The sequence below is a fragment of the Pseudomonas sp. MLB6B genome (assembly GCF_054508135.1).
In genome coordinates this window covers 20753-42151 of the sequence record NZ_CP199313.1, presented here as the reverse complement: position 1 = coordinate 42151, position 21399 = coordinate 20753, and the positions used below count along the sequence as shown (strand labels likewise).

Genomic DNA, 21399 nt, shown 5'->3' with positions numbered 1-21399 from the left:
GGGGTTTTCCCCGGCCTATTGGAATCCGCTTGCGGGTTCCGTTCATCAGGAGAAGCCAAATGGCACTCAGCGTCGAAGAAAAAGCTCAGATCGTTGCCGACTATCAGCAAGCCGCCGGTGACACCGGTAGCCCGGAAGTGCAGGTTGCTCTGCTGACCGCCAACATCAACAAGCTGCAAGGCCACTTCAAGGCCAACGACAAAGACCACCACTCCCGTCGTGGTCTGATTCGTATGGTCAACCAGCGTCGTAAGCTGCTGGACTACCTGAAGGGCAAAGACACCACGCGTTACAGCACCCTGATCGGTCGTCTGGGCCTGCGTCGCTAATAGCGGCCTGGCCAGTGGTGTGCGGGGCGTGTCGCCATCTTCGGCGGTGCTGGACATCAGCATCGCCGTCGGACACGCCCGGCATCTCTTCGAGGTTGGCAGCCTGAGCCTGTCGTGCGGTTTTCCCGCGCGGCAGTCAGGCTCCCAGCCTCGTGTTGTATCTGGACGGTCAACGGGGCCGATTCCCTGTTCTGCCCAAGAATTCGCAAGAAATCAGTTCCCCCAGAGCCATTGAAAAGGTAGGAAACCGTGAACCCGGTAATCAAGAAATTCCAGTTCGGTCAGTCGACCGTCACGCTAGAAACCGGCCGTATTGCCCGTCAGGCAAGCGGCGCCGTGCTGGTCACCGTCGATAACGATGTCACCGTGCTGGTGACCGTGGTCGGTGCCAAGCAAGCCGATCCAGGCAAGGGCTTCTTCCCCCTGTCGGTGCACTACCAGGAAAAAACCTATGCTGCCGGCAAGATCCCTGGCGGCTTCTTCAAGCGCGAAGGCCGTCCTTCCGAGAAAGAGACCCTGACCTCGCGCCTGATCGACCGTCCGATCCGTCCGCTGTTCCCGGAAGGCTTCATGAACGAAGTGCAGGTCGTCTGCACCGTGGTCTCCACCAGCAAGAAGACCGATCCGGACATCGCCGCGATGATCGGCACCTCGGCCGCCCTGGCCATCTCCGGCATTCCGTTCGAAGGCCCGATCGGTGCCGCTCGCGTCGCGTTCCATGAGAGCACCGGCTACCTGCTCAACCCTACCTACGAGCAGCTGGCCGCCTCGAGCCTGGACATGGTCGTCGCCGGTACCGCTGACGCCGTACTGATGGTCGAATCCGAAGCCCAAGAGCTGACCGAAGACCAGATGTTGGGCGCCGTACTGTTCGCCCACGACGAATTCCAGTCGGTCATCAAGGCCGTCAAAGAGCTGGCTGCCGAAGCCGCCAAGCCGACTTGGGACTGGAAACCTGCCGTCGCCAACACCGAACTGTTCGACGCCATCCGTGCCGAGTTCGGTGCAGCCGTTTCCGAAGGCTACACCATCACCGTCAAGGCCGACCGCTATGCCCGTCTGGGCGAGCTGCGCGATCAGGCGATCGCCAAGTTCTCCGGTGAAGAAGGCCAGCCTTCGGCTGCCCAGGTCAAAGAGATCTTCGGTGAAATCGAATACCGCACCGTTCGCGAAAACATCGTCAACGGCAAGCCGCGTATCGACGGTCGTGACACCAAGACCGTGCGTCCGCTGAACATCGAAGTCGGTGTTCTGCCCAAGACCCACGGCTCGGCCCTGTTCACCCGTGGCGAGACCCAGGCCCTGGTCGTCGCGACCCTGGGTACCGCGCGTGACGCTCAGCTGCTCGATACCCTCGAAGGCGAGAAGAAAGACCCCTTCATGCTGCACTACAACTTCCCACCGTTCTCGGTCGGCGAGTGTGGTCGCATGGGCGGTGCAGGCCGTCGCGAAATCGGTCACGGCCGTCTGGCCCGCCGTTCGGTCCAGGCCATGCTGCCGGGCGCTGACGTCTTCCCGTACACCATCCGTGTGGTGTCGGAAATCACCGAGTCCAACGGCTCCAGCTCCATGGCTTCGGTCTGCGGCGCTTCCCTGGCCCTGATGGACGCCGGTGTGCCGATGAAGGCACCGGTCGCCGGTATCGCCATGGGTCTGGTCAAGGAAGGTGAGAAGTTCGCCATCCTCACCGACATCCTCGGCGACGAAGATCACCTGGGCGACATGGATTTCAAAGTGGCCGGTACCGCCAAAGGCGTCACTGCGCTGCAGATGGACATCAAGATCAACGGCATCACCGAAGAGATCATGGAGATCGCCCTGGGCCAAGCCCTGGAAGCGCGCCTGAACATCCTCGGCCAGATGAACCAGATCATCGGCCAGTCGCGTACTGAGCTGTCGGCCAACGCACCGACCATGATCGCGATGAAGATCGACACCGACAAGATCCGTGACGTCATCGGCAAAGGCGGCGCGACCATTCGTGCCATCTGCGAAGAGACCAAGGCGTCGATCGACATCGAAGACGATGGCTCGATCAAGATCTTCGGCGAAACCAAAGATGCGGCTGAAGCTGCACGTCAACGCGTACTGGGCATCACGGCCGAGGCCGAAATCGGCAAGATCTATGTCGGCAAGGTCGAGCGCATCGTCGACTTCGGTGCCTTCGTCAACATCCTGCCGGGCAAAGACGGTCTGGTGCACATCTCCATGCTCAGCAACGAGCGCGTAGAGAAAGTCACCGACGTGCTCAAGGAAGGCCAGGAAGTCGAAGTGCTGGTGCTGGACGTGGACAACCGCGGCCGTATCAAACTGTCGATCAAAGACGTGGCGGCGGCGAAATCCTCCGGCGTGTAAGCGTGATCGAGCAGTAATTCGAAGGGGCCCCAGCGGGGCCCTTTCTTTTTGCCTGTCGTTTTTATTCGCGGACTTGCATCTTGCATGCAGGATTTGACGACGGCTTGCAAAATGCACGAACGTGCCAGTCCATAAAAATGCTAACTGCTTGTTTTAATTGCGATTTATTAAATTTTGAACCTGGCACAGCCTCTGCAATCTATTTAGTTACCTGCAGCCGGTAACCACGGCGCAGACTTTTCGAAAAACAGGAGTGTCTTGTATGAAGAAGTTCGCTATCGCTGCCGCCGCTGCTACCGCTCTGACCCTGACCATGACCAACGCGGCTTTCGCTGCCCAGCAAACTTCCCAGGCCCCGCTGATGATGGCGGCCGGTGAAGTCACCAAGGCCAAGCAAGAAACCAGCGACACCTGGATCACCACCAAGGTCAAGGCTGACCTGCTGACCGAGAAAGGCATCCCAGGCTCGGACATCACCGTTGAAACCACCCACGGTGTAGTCGCACTGTCCACCAACGATGGCGTTACCCTGACCGAAGCCCAGAAGACCACCGCCGTTGCCATCACCAAGAAAATCAAAGGCGTGAAGAGCGTCACCACCGAAGCGCTGAAAACTCAGTAAGCTTCTGGTTTGGCCCGATGGATCGGGCCACATGAAAAACCCGGCACTCGTGCCGGGTTTTTTGCATCTCAGGGAATGGCCATATCCCTCATTCCACGTCCAAATGCAACGGCGTGACGACTCGGCCATCGCTCTGCGCTTGCCCCAGGGTCGTATCGATGAAGTACACCCGGTCGTCGCTCAGCCCACCTTTGTCGACTAAGTAGTCCTTGATGCTACTGGCTCGGTCCTGCCCGAGTTGACGCTGTAGCGTGGCGCTTTCCGACCAGAACTTCAGCACGGCCTCGCGCAACTGCAGCGTACGCTGCTCACGGCTCAATCGTTCCCATTGCGGCGGCGGTTGCTTTTTTAGGCGCAGGCGATAGATGCCTTCGAGCATGGCAGGTTTGTCGTCTTCGCTGACCACCAGCATGGACGCATTGGCCGGCACCTTGTCGCCGCGCCTTTGCAGGATCTTGTACCAAGTGGCCTGGTACTCGCGCTCCAGGCGTTGACGTGCCAAGAGCGGCCCGTCGCTGGATTGCGCACTGGTGCCTTCTATCTCCAGACGCAGTTGCGGCCGCGCCTTGAGGCCAGCAGCTAGTTTGTCCAGCGCAGCGCGCGCATCGCCGGCCAGTTCGCTGGAGCCAGGCGCGAAGGCCACGGTGCTGAGGTCTTGCGACTGCCCGCCGGCCACCAGGCTACCGATGAGCTTGAACGGCGACTGTACAGCACGCAGGGCCAAGTTGCGCAGGGTCTGCCACACGATCGGCATCACGCTGAACTGCGGATTGTTGAGGTCGCCCGACACCGGCAGTTTCAGGGAGATCTTGCCCTGGCTGTCCTTGAGCAGCGCCACCGCCAGCCGAATCGGCAGGTCGACCGCATCGGGGCTGTCGACCCGGTCGCCCAATTGCAATTGCTCGACTTCGACGGTGTTCTCCGCTTGTAGCCGACCCTGGGTGATGACGTAGTGCAAGTCGAGGTTGAGCCGCCCCTTGCGAATGCGGTAACCGGCGAATTTACCGGAGTAGGGGGTCAATGTGGTCAGCTCGACGCGGCGGAAGCTGGCGGCGATGTCGAGGCTGTCCATCGGGTCGAAGGGGTTCAGCGCACCGTGGACGATCACCGGCGCGTAACGGTCCACCTTGCCTTGGATATCCACGCTGGCAGGGAGCGAGCGACGATTGTCGATAGTGCCGACCACGCCGTTGAGTTGCTGCGCGGCGGTGGCGAAGTTCGGCGTCAGGGTGAGGTCGGCGAAATTGGCCGAACCGTCCTTGATGTCGATCCGACCGATCCGAATGCCCAGCGGCTTGTCGGCGGGTTTTGCCGGCTGCGCGGGCGTTGAGGCGGCCTGGGCGCCGGCAGGTTGGGGGATCAACAGGTCATCGATGTTGGTGGTGCGGTCTTCGTTGATGATGAAGCGCGCGTAGGGCTGCTGCAGCGTCACCTTGTCGATCGACAACGCATCGCCGTGCACGTAACGGATACCGTCGGCATCGACCTGCTGCCATTTGACCAGGTCGCGGTTCTTGATCGTGTCGAGAGTGTGCAACTGGTCGACTTGCGCCTTGCCGCTGACGGTCAATGCCAAGGGCTCGACGTTGGCCAGCTCGACCTTGAGCTGGCTGTCGAGCATGCCGCTGCGCAGCTCCAGAAGGATGAAAGGGTTGATGTAGGCCTGGGCGATGCGCAGGTCGATGTCCTGGGTGCTGACATCGAGGTTGGCGCTGACCGGTGCCAGATTGACCTGGCCGGCCGCTTGCAGCTTGCCTTGCTTGCCGACGCCGGTGTCGAGCTTGAGCTCGAACGGCGAGCCGTTGAGGCTATCGTAGCCACGCATCGTCAGGTTGAGCGGGCCGACGTCCAGGGCTACCGGCTCTTTCTGCCGACGGTCCTGCAAATGGATCAGCGCGTTGCGTGTCTGTACGTCTTTGAGCAGCACCTGCCACGGCTTGGCCGGCGCCGAAGCCTGGGTGCGGGCCGGCTCGGCCGTTGCAGGTGCGTGCTTGTCCTTGGGCGAGGGCGCACTCGGCTGGCTGGCGAATAGCGCCTGCCAATCCAGCTGACCATCGGGTTGGAGGGCGGCCCAGGTTTCCAGCTTTTCGCTACGCACCTTGCCCACGATGACGCGCTGCTTGGCCAGGTCAAGGGTGGCGTCGCTGACGTCGAGGCTGGCCAGGCGCGCCAGGGGGCGACCGTCGGGCGCTTTGATGGCGAACGGCGCCATGCGCAGGGACGCCTTGTCGAGCAGCAGCTCGGTACCTTTGGTGAAATTGAGGCGGTAGTGCGTGTCGAGGCTCAGGACGCCGTCTTGCAGCACCAGAGGCAGGCTGTCGCGCACGTAGGGCCACCACAGCTTCATCTTGGCATCGGTGATCTTCAGCGTGCCTTCGGAGGCGAAGGGCGCCAGGCCAAGGCTGCCTTGCCAGTCGATGCGTCCGCCGGCCGGGCTTTTCGCCACCAGCGTCATGTCGGCGCTGTCATCGGCCAGGGTGCTCAAGTTATTCAGCTCGAGGTTCATCGAGTCGTAAAGAAACTCGATCGGCTCGCTGGGGCGCAGGTCCTTGAAGTGCACGTAGCCTTCGCTGATCGCCAGGTTGCCAACGCGCAGCGGGAAGGGTTCGCTGGCCGGCTCTTCGGGCTTGGAAGGGCTGGACGGCACGTTGAACAAGTGCGCCAGATTGAAGCGTCCATCCTTGGCGAACACTATTTCGCCGCGTGGCTTGTCCAGCGCTATGGCGTCCAGGTGCAGCATGCCGCGCCAGAGGCTGTCCAGTTGCAGGTTCGCGTACAGCCGCTCGAAGCCCAGCTGCGGCTTGCCGGGCTCGCCGATCTCCAATCCCCAGAGGGTCAGTTCAAGGCTGAAAGGATTGAACTCGATGCGTTGCAGGTGGGCAGGCGTGGTGGCGTACTTGGCCAGTTGCTGGTTGGCGATGCGCAGGGCAACGCCTGGCAGCACCAGAAAGCCCAACAGGCTGTAGAGGGCTACCAAGGCCAGCACGGCGCCAAAGGCGCGGGTCAATGCTCTGAGCATGCGGGGCGTCATCAGGTCGCGGGCGGGAGTGGTTGGAGTATGGCATGGGGTGGCGGTTCCGCGGCAACTGCACAAAGACTTGTAACTCCATCGCGTTCGACGTGTGGAGTGCTTGCCGTGCGCTTCCCATTGGCGCAGAGCGGGGTGTCGGCCAGCCGCCAGGCAGGCTGTGGAAAACGAAAACGGGCGCCGAAGCGCCCGTACTGGTCCAGCCGTCGACCTCAGCCGCGGTGACGGCTGCGGAAGTAGTTGATCAGGCCTTGGGTCGAGCCATCTTCGGCGTGTTTCTCTTCGGCACCGACCAGGCGCTCGTAGACGCCCTTGCCCAGTTCCTTGCCCAGCTCGACGCCCCATTGGTCGAAGGCGTTGATGCCCCATACCACGCTCTGTACGAACACTTTGTGCTCGTACATCGCCACCAGTGCGCCCAAGCGACGCGGGCTGATGCGTTCGACCACCAGGGTGTTGCTCGGACGGTTGCCCGGGATCACCTTGTGCGGCGCCAGCTTGGCGATGTCCGCCTCGTTCATGCCCTTGGCGCGCAACTCGGCCTCGGCTTCTTCGCGGGTCTTGCCCTGCATCAGCGCCTGGCTCTGCGACAGGCAGTTGGCGTACAGCCACTGGTGATGGTCGGCCACTGGGTTGAAGCTCACTACCGGCACGATGAAGTCGGCAGGGATCAAGTGAGTGCCTTGGTGCAGCAACTGGTGGTAAGCATGTTGACCGTTGCAGCCAACGCCGCCCCAGATCACCGGCCCGGTGCTGACCGGCACGGGCGAGCCGTCTTGCAGCACGCTCTTGCCATTGGATTCCATATCCAGCTGTTGCAGGTGCTTGGTGATGTTACGCAGGTAGTGGTCGTACGGCAGGATGGCGTGGCTGTCCGCACCCCAGAAGTTGCCGTACCACACGCCCAGCAGGGCTAGCAGCACGGGCATGTTCTGCTCGAACGGCGCGCTCTGGAAGTGCTGGTCCATGGTATAGGCGCCGGACAGCAGCTCTTTGAAGTTGGCGGTGCCGATGGCCAGGGCGATCGGCAGGCCGATGGCCGACCACAGCGAATAGCGCCCGCCGACCCAGTCCCACATCGGGAAGATGTTTTCTTCGCGGATGCCGAAGGCCATGGCCGCCTGCTTGTTGCTGGACACGGCGATGAAGTGGCGATAAAGCTCGGCTTCCGAACCGCCTTGGGCCAGGTACCAGGTGCGCGCCGCGATGGCGTTCTTCAAGGTTTCCAGCGTATTGAACGATTTGGACGAAACGATGAACAGCGTGGTTTCGGCGCGCAGCTTGGCCGACAGTTCGTGGAACTCGCTGCCGTCGATGTTGGCCAGGTAATGGCAGCGCACGCCGCGCTGGGCATAGGGCAGCAACGCTTCCGAGACCAGCTCCGGGCCCAGGAAGGAGCCGCCGATGCCGATGTTGACCACGTCGGTGATCGGCTTTTCGGTGTAGCCGCGCCACAGACCGTCATGGATGCGCGTCACCAGCTCGGTCATCTGGTTGAGGACCTTGTGCACCTCGGGCATCACGTTGACACCGTTGACGTCCAGCTTGTCGCCCACCGGACGGCGCAGGGCGGTGTGCAGCACCGGGCGGCCTTCGGAGGTGTTGATGATCTCGCCGCTGAACATCGCCTTGATGGCATCGGCCAGACCGACCTGCTCGGCCAGCTCCACCAAATGGGCGCGGGTCTGCTCGGTGATCAGGTTTTTCGAGTAGTCGAGGAACAGGCCACAGCTGCTCAGGGAGAACTGGTCGAAGCGCTGTGGATCGGCATTGAAGGCGTCGCGCATGCTGAAGTCTTGCAGCGCTTCGCGATGCTGCTGGAGCGCCTGCCAGGCCGGCAGGGTCGTTACATCATGAGGAGTGCGGTAATACGCCATTGCGGATGGGTTCCTGGGTACAAGTTGCTGCGTTGGACAGTGGCCGTCCTCGGCAGTTGCGAGCCGTCGTGCAGTATAGGCAATCCTGGTTCGGTCAAGCGGGAAACGCAGCGCAAGGCGCCTGGGCCGCTTACCGGCTCAAGCGCTGGGCTGCTCCAGATGTACGTAGAGGTTGTCGATCAGCCGTGTGTTCCCCAGGAAAGCAGCGACCAGCACGACCAGGTCGCGGTCGTCGAGCTGAGCCGGGCGCAGTGACAAGGCGTGGCGCACTTCCAGGTAATCGGTGCGCAATCCCGCCGCCTCCAGCTGTGCCCGGCCCTCGTCCAGCAGGGCTCGATAATCGCGGCGACCACGGCGCAGGCCTTCGGCGACCTGTGTGAGCGTGCGGTACACCACCGGGGCGATCGCGCGCTGCTCCGGGCTCAGGTAGCCGTTGCGCGAAGACAGCGCCAGGCCGTCTTCGGCGCGCACGGTCGGTTCGCCGAAGATCTGAATCGGCATGTTGAGGTCGCGAACCATGGCGCGAATCACGGCCAGTTGCTGGTAGTCCTTTTCACCGAAGACGGCGAGATCGGGCTGCACCATGTTGAACAGCTTGTTGACCACGGTGGCCACGCCCTCGAAGTGTCCCGGCCGGCTCGCGCCGCACAGGCCTTCGGACAGCTGCGCCACGCTGACGCGGGTCTGCGCGGCGGTGCCTTCGGGGTACATTTCTTCCACGGTGGGTGCGAACAACAGGTTGCAACCGGCTTCCAGCAGGCGCGCCTGGTCTGCGACCAAGGTGCGCGGGTAGCTGGCCAGGTCTTCGTTGGCGCCGAACTGCAGCGGGTTGACGAAGATGCTGGCGACCACGAAATCGGCACGTTGGGCGGCCTTGGTCACCAGCGCGGCATGGCCGCTGTGCAGATTGCCCATGGTCGGCACGAAACCGATGCGTTTGCCTTCCCCACGTGCGCGCGCCACGGCGGCGCGCAGCTCACGGACGGTCTTGACTGTATTCATGCGCTGAACCCATGTTCGCTGGCTGGGAAACTGACGTCCTTGACTGCCGCGACGTACGCGGCAAGGGCGCCTTGAATGTCTTGCTGGCCCGCCATGAAGTTCTTCACGAAGCGCGCCACGCGCCCGCTCAGCGACAGGCCGAGCATGTCGTGCAGCACCAGGACCTGGCCGTCGGTGCCGCTGCCGGCGCCGATACCGATCACCGGAATGCTCACCGCCTGGCTGATCTCGCTGGCCAGCGCGCTGGGCACGCATTCGAGCAGCAGCATGGCGGCACCGGCCCGTTCCAGCGCCTGGGCATCCCGGCGCAACTGTTCGGCTTGGGCCTCCTGACGACCTTGCACCTTGTAGCCGCCGAACACGTTGACCGCTTGCGGCGTCAACCCCAAGTGCGCGCACACGGGCACGCCGCGTTGGGCCAGCAGGGTGATGGTTTCGGCCAGCCACGCCGCGCCTTCGATCTTGACCATGTGCGCACCGGCCTGCATCAGCGTGGCGCTGTTGGCCAGGGCCTGCTCGCAGGTGGCATGGGCCATGAACGGCAGGTCGGCCAGAATCAGCGCCCCGGCGTTGCCGCGTTTGACGCATGCGGTGTGGTAGGCCATGTCGGCGGTGGAGACCGGCAGGGTGCTGTCGTGCCCCTGCAGGACCATGCCCAGCGAATCCCCCACCAGCAGCACTTCGACGCCTGCCTCGCTCGCCGCCTTGGCGAAGGTGGCGTCGTAGCAGGTCAGCATGGTGATCTTTTCACCTTTGGCTTTCAGGCCGTTGAGGGTCGTCAGGGTCACAGCGGGCATGTCGAAAATCCTCGTTCAGGCCCTGGGGTGACGACTGCGGTTGCAGGGGTCGCCGTTCGCTCAGGGCACTACATCGTCGTTCGCGATGTTCATTGCCGGCCGTCTACGGCCAAAGACTGTTGGCACCGGGGTGCCGCGGGAGGCCTATAGTCGTGACGCGAGGGGGGGAAGTCAATCACCTGTTACCGGTGCGTTACAGGTAGGGTGTTACGCCTGTTACCGCTTGCGCATGCGGCGTTCCTACAGGCGTTCGAGGCCTACGAAGGGGCAAGCGGCGAGGCGCTGGGCGAGGGTGCTGCCGTCGGCGAGCAGGGTCTGCGCGGGCAGCAGTTCGGCGAGGGGATAGAGCACGAAGGGGCGCAGGTGCATCTGCACATGGGGCACTTGCAGGCGCGGCAGGTCGATGCGGCGTTCACCGAACAGCAGGATGTCCAAGTCGAGGGTGCGTGGCCCCCAACGCTCGGCGCGCACACGGCCTTGCTCGTTTTCCACCGTTTGCAGCGCATCGAGCAGCGCCAACGGCTCGAGTGCCGTGTCCAGGGCGGCCACGGCGTTGGTGTAGCGTGGCTGGCCAGGCAGCAGCGAATCGCTGGCATAGAAGGCCGACACGCCCGCTAGGCGTGTGTCTGGCAACTGTTCCAAGGCTTGCAACGCGCTACGCAGTTGGCCGGCCGGATCGGCCAGGTTGCTGCCCAGACCAATGTAGGCCCGGGTGCTCACTCGAAGGCCTCGTCGTCGCCTTGCTTGCGCTTGCTGTTGCTGCGCTTGCGCTTGCGAGGGGCGGCGCCGTCTTCGCTGCGCCCGCCCAGCTCGCGGATCATCTCGCGGCGGGTGCCATCGTGGGCTTCCTGATAGTCGGTCCACCATTGGCCGAGGTCGTCGGTCTGCTCGCCGGCGCTTTCGCGCAGCAGCAGGAAATCGTAGCCGGCGCGGAAGCGCGGGTTGTCCAGCAACTGGTCGGCACGCTTGCCGCTGCGCCGTGGCAGGCGTTCCTGCATGTCCCAGATTTCCCGGATCGGCAGGGTGAAGCGCTTGGGCACGGCGATGCGCTGGCACTGCTCGACGATCAACTCGTGGGCCGCGCCGTTCATGGCCGGAATCGGCGGCACGCCCTGGTTCTGCAGGAACAGCACGCGTGCGGGCAGTGCAGGCCAGAGCAGGGCGGCATAGAGGAAGGCCGGGGTCACCGGTTTGCCCTGGGCGACGCGCAAGTCGGTGTTGGCCAAAGCCTGGCTGATCAGCGTGTGGGTGTAGCTCGGCCGGTCTTCCAGCGCCTGTGCGCTGGCCGGGAACAGCGGCTCGAACAGTTCGAGGTCGACTAGCATCTCGAAGACCATCGCACCTTGCCCGGACAGGAACAGCTTGAGGCTTTCCTCGAACAACCGCGCCGGCGGGATTTCACGCAGCAGGGGTGCCAGTTCGCGAATCGGCGCCACGGTGTGCTTTTCGATACCGAAGTTGAGCTTGGCGGCGAAACGCACGGCGCGCAGCATGCGTACCGGGTCTTCCTGGTAGCGGTGGGTCGGATCGCCGATCAAGCGCAGCAAGCGGTTGCGGATGTCGTGCACGCCGTTGGCGTAATCGAGAATGCGCTCGTTGACCGGGTCGTAGTACAGGGCGTTGATGGTGAAGTCGCGGCGCTGCGCGTCTTCTTCCAAAGTGCCATAGACGTTGTCGCGCAGGATGCGACCGCTGGCGTTGTGCGAAGAGCGGTGGCTGTCGGCCTGGTCTTCGTCGGAGTGCGGCGCGCGGAAGGTGGCGACTTCGATGATCTCGCGGCCGAACTGGATATGCACCAGTTTGAAACGGCGCCCGATGATGCGCGCGTTACGGAACTCGGCACGTACCTGCTCGGGCGTGGCGCTGGTGGCGACGTCGAAGTCCTTGGGCGTGATGCCCAGCAGCAGGTCGCGTACGCAACCGCCGACCAGGTAAGCCTGGTAGCCCGCGCCTTGCAGGCGCTCGACGATGCCGACCGCATGGCGGCTGAACTGGCTGCGTTGCAGCGAGTGCTGGCTCTTGTGGATCACCTCAGGAGTGGTGCGCACGTGATGTTGACCTGGTACCGGGGGGCGGAAAGACTGGAACAGCTTCTTCAGCATGGGATGCACTGTTTGAAGGAATGTTCGGCCAGCAATAGGAGAATGGCCGCATGATGGGCGGGGATTCTAGCATTTACTCTGAGAATGGTGTAGGCGGTGTGCTGAAGACACTGAAGGGGGAGAAACGACATGGGGAGCCTAAGCTCCCCATCAAGTCGTTGCGTACGCTCTTGTTGTTATTTTTACGGGCTTCTTGTTTTTGTCGAGTGCCCAGTCCACCGAGCTTGGCTGGTGAACGATCCCTATCGAAGGGACTAAGAGCAAACGGATTGCTTTGATCGTTGAGCTGTACCGACCTAGAGGTCCAACCAGTTCAGGCGCTGCTTTTTAGTGCAGTTTTTGTTGTTCTCTGCCTGGTCATGGGGCAAGCCCCGGATACAACGCGTCTCCAAAAGAATCAGTTAGCTGCGCCTCCGCCGTGTTGTTCTTGTTATGCGTGAGCCGTTTCGTGTTGTTTTTATTATGGGTTGCGGTGCTTGTTATTGTTCTTGTACCAAACATATAGCAGGCGCCGTGCCAACTTTGGCTAAAGCCCGTAAATCCAGGGTTTGGGGTGGATCAAGAGGATATGGTGACGGTATGGAATAAGCATATTCGTTACCGTTCGCCTCGGAAGATGTTACGTCGTGTAAGGCAGGTAACAGGTTTTTGCGGGAGTGGGGGCAGGTGCGGCGAGCGCCGCACCTGGAAGGCGGTCACTGTTCGCTGGTGGCGTTGCTCTTGCGCCGCGGAATGCCCAGGCGCTGGCGCCGCTCCCACAGGCACTTGCGGCTCACGCCCAGTTTTCGGGCCAGTTCGGTCTCGGTCATGTGGTCCTGGTGTTCGAGCACGAAATGGTGGAAGTAGTCCTCCAGCGACAGGTCTTCGCTAGGGTCATGGCTGGCGTTACCGCTCACGGCGCCTGAGGACGGCAGCTGGTCCAGCGGGTCGCCGTCTTCGAGGTCGGCCAGTTCGATATCGATCCCCAGCAGCTCGGCGGAGATTTCCGGGCTTTCGCTCAAAATCACCGAGCGCTCCACGGCGTTTTCCAGTTCGCGCACGTTGCCCGGCCAGCTGTAGTGACGAATGGCTTGCTCGGCCTCGGCGGAGAAGGTCAGGTCGTCGCGGCCGATGCGCGCGCTTTGGCGGGCGAGGAAGGCATGGGCGATGTCGTTGACGTCGCTGCCGCGCTCGCGCAGCGCAGGCAGTTTCAGCGCGATGACGTGCAGCCGGTAGTACAGGTCTTCACGGAACTGGCCGGCCTTGGCCAGGCTTTTCAGATCGCGGTGGGTCGCGGCGATCAGACGCACGTCGACCTTCTGCGACTGCACCGAGCCCACCCGGCGAATCTCGCCTTCCTGCAGGACGCGCAGCAGACGCGCTTGCGCCTCCAGCGGCAGCTCGCCGATTTCGTCGAGGAACAGCGTGCCGCCGTCGGCCGCTTCGACCAGACCGGCCCGCCCTGCGCTGGCGCCGGTGAAGGCGCCTTTCTCATGGCCGAACAGCTCGGATTCGATCAGCGTTTCTGGAATAGCGGCACAGTTCACCGAGATCATCGGCGCCTTGGCGCGCCGCGAGAGGTTGTGCAGTGCCCGCGCGACCAGCTCTTTGCCCGTACCGGATTCGCCTTGAATCAGCACATTGGAGTCGGTGGGCGCCACTTTGCGAATCTTGCCGAACAGGTCGAGCATCGGTGCGCAGGAACCGATGATGCCGATCTCGCCGGAGGCGTTGCCGGCAATGCTCTTGTCCGCTGCGGCCGGTTTGCCGGTGCTGCGCGGTTCGGCCGATGCGGCGGCCGCTTTTGGGCGGTCGCGCAGGATGCGCGCCACGGCCTGCAGCATTTCATCGTGGTCGAAGGGTTTGGCGATGTAGTCCACCGCACCCATCTTCATCGAGTCCACGGCCGAGCGCAGGCTGGCGTAACTGGTCATGATCAGCACTGGGGTGCCCTCGCCGAGCTTGATCAGTTCGGTGCCAGGCGCGCCCGGCAGGCGCAGGTCGCTGACGATCAGGTCGAAGGTGGCGATGCTGAACTGGGCCTGGGCATCCTGTACCGAACCTGCCTCGCTCACCTGATACTGGTTCCTTTCGAGCAGGCGTCGCAAGGCCGAGCGGATGATGGTTTCGTCTTCGACGATCAGAATATGCGGCATGGATTCAATTCTCTCGACGGTCTCGAATGTCTGGGGACGTCGCTACGACATGCCGTGGCAGGGTAACGCGGATCCGGGTACCAAGTTGCCGTTCGGGGTCGGCGGGGCTGTCGATGGTGATTTGTCCATAATGCTCTTCCACAATCGAATAGACCAGCGCGAGGCCCAGCCCCGTACCTTCACCGGGGTCCTTGGTGGTGAAGAAGGGTTCGAACAGGCGGTCCATGATGTTCTTGGGGATGCCGCTGCCCTCGTCTTCGACGATCAGATCGACCATGTGTTCGTTCCCTTCGCTCAAAGCGCTGCGCACGCGTACCGCACTACCGGGCGGCGAGGCGTCGCGGGCATTGGACAGCAGGTTGATCAGCACCTGCGCCAGGCGCTGCGGATCGCCTTCGACCCAGTGCTCGGGGTCACATAGGTTGAAGAACTGCACTTCGAAGTTGCGCCGGTTCAGGGCCAGCAGGCCGATGGCATCCTGCGCGACCTCGGCCAGGCACACCGGCTCTTCGCTGTTCTGCTGGCTGCCGCCGGCGTGGGCGAAGCTCATCAGCGACTGGACGATGCGCGACACCCGCTTGGTCTGCTCGAGAATCTGGCTAGACAGCTCGATGATCTCCCCGTCGCCCTCGCGTTCCTCGCGCAGGTTCTGCGCCAGGCAGGCGATGCCGGTGATCGGGTTGCCGATCTCGTGGGCCACCCCGGCCGCCAGACGACCGATGCTCGCCAGGCGTTCGGAATGCACCAGCTTGTCTTCCAGGGCTTGGGTCTCGGTCAGGTCCTCGACCAGCAGCACCAGGCCGCTGTTGCCCGGTGCCAGCGGCTCGTCGATGGCCGCCTTGTGCAGGCTCAGCCAGCGCGGCTGGCCTTCGAGCGCCAGGCGATGCTTGTGCAGGTGTTCGTCGGGCAGACTGACGAAGTCCAGCAGCAGCCCGCGCCAGGGTTCGCCGATGGTGGTCAGGCGCGAGCCGACCACGTGCTTGGCGGCGATCCCGGTCAGCTCTTCCATGGCCCGGTTCCACATGAGGATTTCCTGGTCCTTGGCCAGCGAGCACACGCCCATCGGCAGTTCCTGCAAGGTCTGCCGGTGATAGCGGCGCAGCGCGTCGAGCTCGGCGGCAAGGCCCGTGAGGCGCGAGTGGTAGTCTTCCAGGCGGCTTTCGATGAAGTGGATGTCTTCGGTGACGTAGCTTTCGTTGCCCGACTTGTACGGCAGGAAGGTTTCGACCATGTCCTGGGCCACGCTCGGCCCCATCAGGCCCGACAGATTGGCCTCGATGCGGTCGCGCAGGCGCCGCAGGGCATAGGGACGGCGCTCGTCGAAAGGCAGGTAGAGGTCGCGCAGGGCTTGCTCGACTTCCTTCTGCGCGGCTTTCGCGCCCAAGGGCTTGGCCAGTTGCGTAGCGAACTCCTGGGGCGAGGCCGCATGCAGTTCGCGCCGCTGTGGGCGGCGCACGTTGTCCACCGCACAGGCCTCGGCTGCGCTGGCCTCTTCGCTGCTGGCGTTGGTGAACAGCGAAATCAGCGTGAACAGCAGCACGTTGGCGGCCAGCGAAGCGATGGCCGCCATGTGCCAGCTGGTGTCATCGAGCACATAGATCATGTCCAGCAGCGGGATGTAGAAGCCCTGCACATTGCCCAACAGCGGCAGCAGCATGGTCACCATCCACACCGCGATGCCTGCCAGCAGGCCGGCAATGAAGCCGCGCCGGTTGGCCGTCGGCCAATACAGCACCGAGAGTACGCCGGGCAGGAACTGCAAGGTCGCGACGAAGGCGACGATGCCCATGTTGGCCAGGCTCTGGTGGCTGTTCTGGGTCAGGTAGAACACGAAGCCCGCTGCGATGATGGCGACGATCAACGCCCGCCGCGTCCACTTCAGCCAGCGGTAGATGTTGCCCTCGGCTGGCGGCTGGTAGAGCGGCAGCACCAGATGGTTGAGGGCCATGCCCGAGAGCGACAGGGTGGTGACGATGATCAACCCACTGGAAGCCGACAGCCCGCCCACGTAGGCCAGCAAGGCCAGCGCCGAATTGTTGGCGGCGATGCCCAGGCCCAGGGTGAAGTATTCCGGGTTGGTGGTCGCGCCCAGGCGCAGGCCGGCCCAGAGGATCAGCGGTACGGCCAGGCTCATCAGCAGCAGGAACAGCGGCAGGCCCCAGCTGGCGCTGACCAGCGAGCGCGGGTCGAGGTTCTCCGTGAAGGCCATGTGGTACATGTGTGGCATTACGATGGCCGAGGCGAAGAACACCAGCAGCAGGGTGCGCCACGGCCCCTCCTGGAGTGGGGTGTGCAGGGCGGCCAGGGCGGTCTGGTTCTGCAACAGCCAGATTTCCAGTTCGTGCGGCCCGCCGAATACGCCGTAAAGCGCATACAGACCAATGCCGCCCAAGGCCAGCAGCTTGATCACCGACTCGAAGGCGATGGCGAACACCAGGCCTTCGTGCTTTTCGCGGGTGGCGATGTGTCGCGAGCCGAAGAAAATGGTGAATAGGCTGATCAGCACGCAGAACGCCAGGGCCACCCGCGCCTTGACCGGCTCGCCGGTGAGAATGTTGATCGAGTCGGCCACCGCCTGGATCTGCAAGGCCAGCAAGGGCAGCACGCCGATCAGCATGAAGATGGTGGTCAGCGCACCGGCCCAGGTGCTGCGAAAGCGGAACGCCAGCAGGTCGGCCAGGGACGACAGCTGATAGGTGCGGGTGATCTTGAGGATCGGATACAGCAAGACCGGCGCCAGCAGGAAGGCGCCCGAGACGCCCAGGTAGCACGCCAGGAAACCATAGCCGTACTGGTAGGCCAGCCCCACCGAGCCGTAGAACGCCCAGGCGCTGGCATAGACGCCCAGCGACAGGGTGTAGGTGAGCGGGTGGCGGATGACCGCGCGCGGAATCAGGCCGCGCTCGCTGATCCAGGCCACGCCGAACAGCACCAGCAGGTAAGCGGCGCTGATCAGGACCATCTGGGTCAGGCTAAAGCTCATCGGCATCTCGTTGGCTCTGCAGAATGAAGGTGACGACGATCAGGATCAGCCAGAGCAGGTAAGGCCGATACCAGGCGCCGGTCGGGTCGATCCACCAGTCCATGATGGCGGGTGAGAACAGGTAGATCCCCACCACCAGGAGCAGGACCAAACGATAGATGTACATGCTGGCCTCGAAGAATGGGTGGCGCGCAGCGAAGAGACGGCCGTGGTCGGACATCCCCGTCGTCGAGCAAGGGCCTGAATCTATTGGGCTTCTACGGTTGGGGCAAGTGCTCTAGCGCAGATCGGCTTCGGCCAGGGTGCTTTGTTGCGGGATCGCCGCGACCTGCCAGCGTTGGCGCGCGACCGCCAGAACCTCAGCGGGGCCAGCGTGCGCCATGTCGGGGTCGGTGGCCTGGCCCAGCGCGCGTAGGGCACGCAAGAGCAATGCCGTGGCCTGGTCGGCTTCGAGCGCAGGTGAGCGATAGGTCTTGCCCAGCTTGTGGCCATCGGGCTGGACGATCAGCGGCACGTGCAAGTAGTGCGGTTGCGAGAACCCCAACAGCTCCTGCAAATACAGTTGCCGTGGCGTGTTGTCCAGCAGGTCGGCTCCGCGCACCACATCGGTCACGCCTTGCCAGGCATCGTCGAGCACCACCGCCAGTTGGTAGGCGTACAGCCCGTCGCGCCGCTGAATGATGAAATCGCCCAGCTCCCGCCCCAGGTGCTGGCTGAATTCGCCTTGCACGCGATCCTGGAAACGATACGCCAGTTCTGGCACCCGCAGGCGAATCGCCGCGCCTTCGCGCGCGTGGCCGGCGTTGCGGCAGAAACCTGGGTAGAGGCCGCCGTACCCTTCAAGCTGCTTGCGCGAACAGGTGCAGGCGTAGGCCAGGCCCAGGTTGAACAGGCGATCGACCACGGCTGCGTAGGCCGCGTGGCGCTGGCTCTGTACTACCACTTCGCCGTCCCATTCCAGGCCGTAACGCTCCAGCGTGTGCAGGATGGCCTCGCGGGCGCCGGGCATCTCGCGCGGCGGGTCGGTGTCTTCCATGCGCAGCAACCAGCGGCCGCCGACCGCGCGCGCATCCAGCCAGGAGGCCAGTGCCGCGACCAGTGAGCCGAAGTGCAGGAAACCACTGGGGGTGGGGGCGAAGCGTCCGATGTAGCGCGTGTCTGTCATGGTTTGGCTAGGTATATATACGAAACGGGGCGCATGATGCGCCCCGTTCAGGTGGATGAAGGATCAACCCTTGCCGTGGGTCTTTTCCTTCTTCTCGGCAATTTCCTTGCAGTCGAAGCACAGGTCCGCAGTTGGGCGGGCTTCCAGACGGCGCAGGCCGATCTCGATGCCGCAGCTGTCACACCAGCCGTATTCTTCGTCGGTAATCTTCTGCAAGGTCTTGTCGATCTTCTTGATCAACTTACGCTCCCGATCACGGTTGCGCAGTTCAAGGGCGAATTCCTCTTCCTGGCTGGCACGGTCGGCCGGGTCCGGGAAGTTGGCTGCTTCGTCCTTCATGTGGTCCACGGTGCGGTCGACGCTCTGCATCAACTCACCTTTCCAAGCGGTCAGCAGCTTGGTGAAGTGCGTGCGCATGGGCTCGGCCATGTACTCCTCGCCCTTCGTTTCCTTATAAGGCTCGACACCGTACATGGTCTGACCGGTTTTTTGCTTTTCTACGGTGGACATGAATAGACCGCCTCTCACTCATCTGATCCAATGCGCAGGCTGCTCCTTATCCGACACCCGCCGGCCCTGCGACTGCGAGCCGCCGAACTTATCAGATAGATCGGGGGCGCGCTACCCTCCCGATCTGGCTATGGACAGCGCCGTGTCCGGCACGTTCGGTAGCAGGCCCCAAGAAAAAAATTCAGTTCAGTCATCAGCGAGAAACGCCATGACGCAACCCTACAGCGCACGCAGTCGCGCGATCGAACCTTTCCACGTCATGGCCCTGCTGGCGCGCGCCAACGAGCTGCAAGCGGCCGGCCACGACGTCATCCACCTGGAGATCGGCGAGCCCGACTTCACCACCGCCGCACCCATCGTCGCCGCTGGCCAGGCTGCCCTTGCTGCGGGCCATACCCGTTACACGGCCGCCCGTGGCCTGCCGGCATTGCGCGAGGCGATCGCCGGTTTCTACGCCCAGCGCTACGGGCTGGACATCGACCCGCAGCGCATCCTCATCACCCCAGGCGGGTCGGGCGCTTTGCTATTGGCCAGCAGCCTGCTGGTGGACCCGGGCAAGCATTGGTTGCTGGCCGATCCGGGCTACCCGTGCAATCGCCACTTCCTGCGCCTGGTCGAAGGCGGCGCGCAGTTGGTGCCGGTCGGGCCCGAGCAGAACTACCAACTGACCGCCGACCTGGTCGATCGCCACTGGAGCCAGGACACGGTCGGTGCGCTGGTCGCCTCGCCGGCCAACCCCACCGGCACTGTGCTCGGTCGCACCGAGCTGGCTGAACTGGCGCATGCGGTGCAGGTGCGCCAGGGCCATCTGGTGGTAGACGAGATCTACCACGGCCTGACCTACGGCATGGACGCACCGAGCGTGCTGCAGGTCGACGATGGCGCCTTCGTGCTCAACAGTTTTTCCAAATACTTCGGCATGACTGGCTGGCGTCTGGGCTGGCTGGTGGCGCCGCCGGCCGCCGTGGCCGACCTGGAGAAGCTGGCGCAGAACCTCTACATCAGCGCCCCGAGCATGGCCCAGCACGCTGCGCTGGCCTGCTTCGAGCCACAGACGCTGGCGATTCTGGAGGAACGCCGCAATGCTTTTGCCCACCGCCGCGACTATCTGCTGCCGGCGCTGCGCGAGCTGGGCTTCGGCATTGCCGTCGAACCTCAGGGCGCCTTCTACCTTTATGCCGATATCAGCGCGTTCGGCGGCGATGCCTTCGCGTTCTGCCGACACTTCCTTGAAACCGAACACGTGGCCTTCACCCCAGGGCTGGATTTCGGTCGCCATCTGGCCGGGCACCATGTGCGGTTCGCCTACACCCAGAGCCTGCCGCGCCTGGAGCAGGCCGTCGAACGTATCGCCCGTGGCCTGCGGAGTTGGCAAGGCTGATGCGCTTTCATCCCGAACTGGAAGAGGGCCGCCTGCTGCGGCGTTACAAGCGCTTTCTGGCCGACATCGAATTGGCCAACGGCGAGCAACTGACCATCCACTGCCCCAACACCGGCTCGATGCTCAACTGCATGGTCGAAGGCGGGCAGGTGTGGTTCAGCCGTTCCAACGACCCCAAGCGCAAGCTGCCCGGTACTTGGGAAATCAGCGAAACGCCCCAGGGTCGTCTGGCCTGCATCAATACCGGGCGGGCCAACGCATTGGTCGAGGAGGCCCTGCACGCGGGGCTGATCGCCGAACTGGCCGGTTTCACCGCGCTGCGCCGGGAAGTGGCCTATGGCGAGGAGCGCAGCCGTATCGACTTTCGCCTGGAATACCCGCACGGCGTCGCTTACGTCGAGGTCAAGAGCGTGACCCTGGGCTATCCGGGCTCACCGGTCGCGGCGTTTCCCGATGCAGTGACCCAGCGCGGGGCCAAGCACCTGCGCGAACTGGCCGCCTTGGCGCGTCAAGGCGTGCGGGCGGTGCAGCTGTATTGCGTCAACCTCACCGGGATCGAGGCGGTGCGCCCGGCCGAGGAGATCGACGCGGCCTATGCCCAGGCCCTGCACGCGGCGGTGGCCGACGGCGTCAAGGTGTTGGCGTACGGCACTCGGCTGGACGCCGGGGAAATCTTCATCGATCGGCGTCTGCCGGTGCTGTTGAATCCATGAGCCACAGGCCTTGGACGTCTTCGTGACAGGCCAGGGCTTCGAGCATTTCCCCTTCGCAAGGGCCGGCGACGCACTCGCCGCTTTCCACTAGAAACAACGCGCCATGGTGCGCGCATTCGATGAGCTGGCCGCTGGGGTCGAGCAGGCTCGCCTGCGGCGACCACTGCAACCCGATACCCCGATGGGGGCAGCGATTGCGGTAGAGGTAGACGCGGCCCTGTCGCCGCACGCCGAACAGCGTCGCCTGCTCGAGGCTGAACGCGCGGCTGGTGCCTTCGGGCAGGGCATCGGAAGCGCAGAGAAAATCCATGGTGTCAGCCTTGTGTGATGCGCGCGTCGCTTGACGCCTCAATGCGAGTAATTATCAAATGGCTGCCAGTGTCGTACCGGCTGCCCCATG

Annotated in this window: 17 protein-coding genes; 5 read left to right on the top strand and 12 right to left on the bottom strand. The window is 63.5% G+C overall.

Annotated elements, in window-relative coordinates:
- Positions 1-59: 59 nt before the first annotated feature.
- From rpsO to ACSMEV_RS00170, 3 genes are all read left to right on the top strand, one after another.
- Positions 60-329, top strand: a complete 270-nt coding sequence (gene rpsO, locus ACSMEV_RS00180) for a 30S ribosomal protein S15 (protein ID WP_296265820.1) — start codon at positions 60-62, stop codon at positions 327-329.
- A 249-nt stretch (positions 330-578) separates the two neighbouring features.
- Positions 579-2684, top strand: a complete 2106-nt coding sequence (pnp, locus tag ACSMEV_RS00175; protein ID WP_314492157.1) for a polyribonucleotide nucleotidyltransferase — start codon at positions 579-581, stop codon at positions 2682-2684.
- Positions 2685-2946: 262 nt separating this feature from the next.
- Positions 2947-3306, top strand: a complete 360-nt coding sequence (locus ACSMEV_RS00170; RefSeq protein ID WP_296265816.1) for a BON domain-containing protein — start codon at positions 2947-2949, stop codon at positions 3304-3306.
- Positions 3307-3394: 88 nt separating this feature from the next.
- Here the strand turns inward: ACSMEV_RS00170 and ACSMEV_RS00165 are convergent, their stop codons facing one another.
- From ACSMEV_RS00165 to dksA, 11 genes are all read right to left on the bottom strand, one after another.
- The gene (locus tag ACSMEV_RS00165; protein ID WP_459206777.1) at positions 3395-6325 is read right to left on the bottom strand and encodes a DUF748 domain-containing protein; all 2931 of its coding nucleotides are present in this window, start codon (positions 6323-6325) and stop codon (positions 3395-3397) included.
- Between the two features lie 221 nt (positions 6326-6546).
- On the bottom strand, positions 6547-8211 hold the full coding sequence (gene pgi, locus ACSMEV_RS00160; RefSeq protein WP_459206776.1) for a glucose-6-phosphate isomerase: 1665 nt from the start codon (positions 8209-8211) through the stop codon (positions 6547-6549).
- 138 nt (positions 8212-8349) lie between these two features.
- Positions 8350-9213, bottom strand: a complete 864-nt coding sequence (gene panC, locus ACSMEV_RS00155) for a pantoate--beta-alanine ligase (RefSeq protein WP_459206775.1) — start codon at positions 9211-9213, stop codon at positions 8350-8352.
- Entirely contained in the window at positions 9210-10010 is an 801-nt protein-coding gene (panB, locus tag ACSMEV_RS00150; RefSeq protein WP_459206774.1) for a 3-methyl-2-oxobutanoate hydroxymethyltransferase, read from the bottom strand. Before panB ends, panC begins: the two co-directional genes overlap by 4 nt.
- A gap of 240 nt (positions 10011-10250) precedes the next feature.
- Positions 10251-10730: a 2-amino-4-hydroxy-6-hydroxymethyldihydropteridine diphosphokinase gene (folK, locus tag ACSMEV_RS00145; protein ID WP_459206773.1), complete on the bottom strand. Its 480-nt coding sequence runs from the start codon at positions 10728-10730 to the stop codon at positions 10251-10253.
- Positions 10727-12112: a polynucleotide adenylyltransferase PcnB gene (locus tag ACSMEV_RS00140; protein ID WP_459206772.1), complete on the bottom strand. Its 1386-nt coding sequence runs from the start codon at positions 12110-12112 to the stop codon at positions 10727-10729. The genes folK and ACSMEV_RS00140 overlap by 4 nt, the downstream gene beginning before the upstream one ends.
- 695 nt (positions 12113-12807) lie before the next feature.
- Positions 12808-14247: a sigma-54-dependent transcriptional regulator gene (locus tag ACSMEV_RS00135; RefSeq protein WP_459206771.1), complete on the bottom strand. Its 1440-nt coding sequence runs from the start codon at positions 14245-14247 to the stop codon at positions 12808-12810.
- Positions 14248-14251: 4 nt separating this feature from the next.
- Positions 14252-17236 carry a sensor histidine kinase gene (locus ACSMEV_RS00130; RefSeq protein ID WP_459206770.1) on the bottom strand — a complete coding sequence of 995 codons (2985 nt, stop codon included), beginning with the start codon at positions 17234-17236 and terminating at the stop codon, positions 14252-14254.
- Complete coding sequence (locus ACSMEV_RS00125; RefSeq protein ID WP_459206769.1) at positions 17220-17450, bottom strand: hypothetical protein; 231 nt, start codon at positions 17448-17450, stop codon at positions 17220-17222. Before ACSMEV_RS00125 ends, ACSMEV_RS00130 begins: the two co-directional genes overlap by 17 nt.
- A 57-nt stretch (positions 17451-17507) precedes the next feature.
- Positions 17508-18395, bottom strand: coding sequence for a tRNA glutamyl-Q(34) synthetase GluQRS (gene gluQRS / locus ACSMEV_RS00120; RefSeq protein ID WP_459206768.1), 888 nt, complete (start codon positions 18393-18395; stop codon positions 17508-17510).
- A 63-nt stretch (positions 18396-18458) separates the two neighbouring features.
- The gene (gene dksA / locus ACSMEV_RS00115; RefSeq protein ID WP_296265790.1) at positions 18459-18905 is read right to left on the bottom strand and encodes an RNA polymerase-binding protein DksA; all 447 of its coding nucleotides are present in this window, start codon (positions 18903-18905) and stop codon (positions 18459-18461) included.
- A gap of 208 nt (positions 18906-19113) precedes the next feature.
- On the opposite strand from dksA, the gene ACSMEV_RS00110 reads away from it, so the two are divergent.
- Both ACSMEV_RS00110 and sfsA read left to right on the top strand, forming a co-directional pair.
- Positions 19114-20286, top strand: a complete 1173-nt coding sequence (locus ACSMEV_RS00110) for a pyridoxal phosphate-dependent aminotransferase (protein WP_459206767.1) — start codon at positions 19114-19116, stop codon at positions 20284-20286.
- Complete coding sequence (sfsA, locus tag ACSMEV_RS00105) at positions 20286-20999, top strand: DNA/RNA nuclease SfsA (RefSeq protein WP_459206766.1); 714 nt, start codon at positions 20286-20288, stop codon at positions 20997-20999. Before ACSMEV_RS00110 ends, sfsA begins: the two co-directional genes overlap by 1 nt.
- Here the strand turns inward: sfsA and ACSMEV_RS00100 are convergent.
- Positions 20962-21309, bottom strand: coding sequence for a Rieske (2Fe-2S) protein (locus tag ACSMEV_RS00100; protein ID WP_459206765.1), 348 nt, complete (start codon positions 21307-21309; stop codon positions 20962-20964). The two genes, sfsA and ACSMEV_RS00100, sit on opposite strands and share 38 nt — an antisense overlap.
- Positions 21310-21399: the final 90 nt, after the last annotated feature.

What these genes read in the sequence shown, in the direction of transcription:
- rpsO (WP_296265820.1), top strand. Translation starts at nt 60, where the DNA reads ATGGCACTCAGCGTCGAAGAAAAAGCTCAGATCGTTGCCGACTATCAG.
- ACSMEV_RS00170 (WP_296265816.1), top strand. Translation starts at nt 2,947, where the DNA reads ATGAAGAAGTTCGCTATCGCTGCCGCCGCTGCTACCGCTCTGACCCTG.
- ACSMEV_RS00165 (WP_459206777.1), bottom strand. Translation starts at nt 6,325, where the DNA reads ATGCTCAGAGCATTGACCCGCGCCTTTGGCGCCGTGCTGGCCTTGGTA.
- pgi (WP_459206776.1), bottom strand. Translation starts at nt 8,211, where the DNA reads ATGGCGTATTACCGCACTCCTCATGATGTAACGACCCTGCCGGCCTGG.
- panC (WP_459206775.1), bottom strand. Translation starts at nt 9,213, where the DNA reads ATGAATACAGTCAAGACCGTCCGTGAGCTGCGCGCCGCCGTGGCGCGC.
- panB (WP_459206774.1), bottom strand. Translation starts at nt 10,010, where the DNA reads ATGCCCGCTGTGACCCTGACGACCCTCAACGGCCTGAAAGCCAAAGGT.
- ACSMEV_RS00140 (WP_459206772.1), bottom strand. Translation starts at nt 12,112, where the DNA reads ATGCTGAAGAAGCTGTTCCAGTCTTTCCGCCCCCCGGTACCAGGTCAA.
- ACSMEV_RS00135 (WP_459206771.1), bottom strand. Translation starts at nt 14,247, where the DNA reads ATGCCGCATATTCTGATCGTCGAAGACGAAACCATCATCCGCTCGGCC.
- ACSMEV_RS00130 (WP_459206770.1), bottom strand. Translation starts at nt 17,236, where the DNA reads ATGCCGATGAGCTTTAGCCTGACCCAGATGGTCCTGATCAGCGCCGCT.
- ACSMEV_RS00125 (WP_459206769.1), bottom strand. Translation starts at nt 17,450, where the DNA reads ATGTCCGACCACGGCCGTCTCTTCGCTGCGCGCCACCCATTCTTCGAG.
- gluQRS (WP_459206768.1), bottom strand. Translation starts at nt 18,395, where the DNA reads ATGACAGACACGCGCTACATCGGACGCTTCGCCCCCACCCCCAGTGGT.
- dksA (WP_296265790.1), bottom strand. Translation starts at nt 18,905, where the DNA reads ATGTCCACCGTAGAAAAGCAAAAAACCGGTCAGACCATGTACGGTGTC.
- ACSMEV_RS00110 (WP_459206767.1), top strand. Translation starts at nt 19,114, where the DNA reads ATGACGCAACCCTACAGCGCACGCAGTCGCGCGATCGAACCTTTCCAC.
- sfsA (WP_459206766.1), top strand. Translation starts at nt 20,286, where the DNA reads ATGCGCTTTCATCCCGAACTGGAAGAGGGCCGCCTGCTGCGGCGTTAC.
- ACSMEV_RS00100 (WP_459206765.1), bottom strand. Translation starts at nt 21,309, where the DNA reads ATGGATTTTCTCTGCGCTTCCGATGCCCTGCCCGAAGGCACCAGCCGC.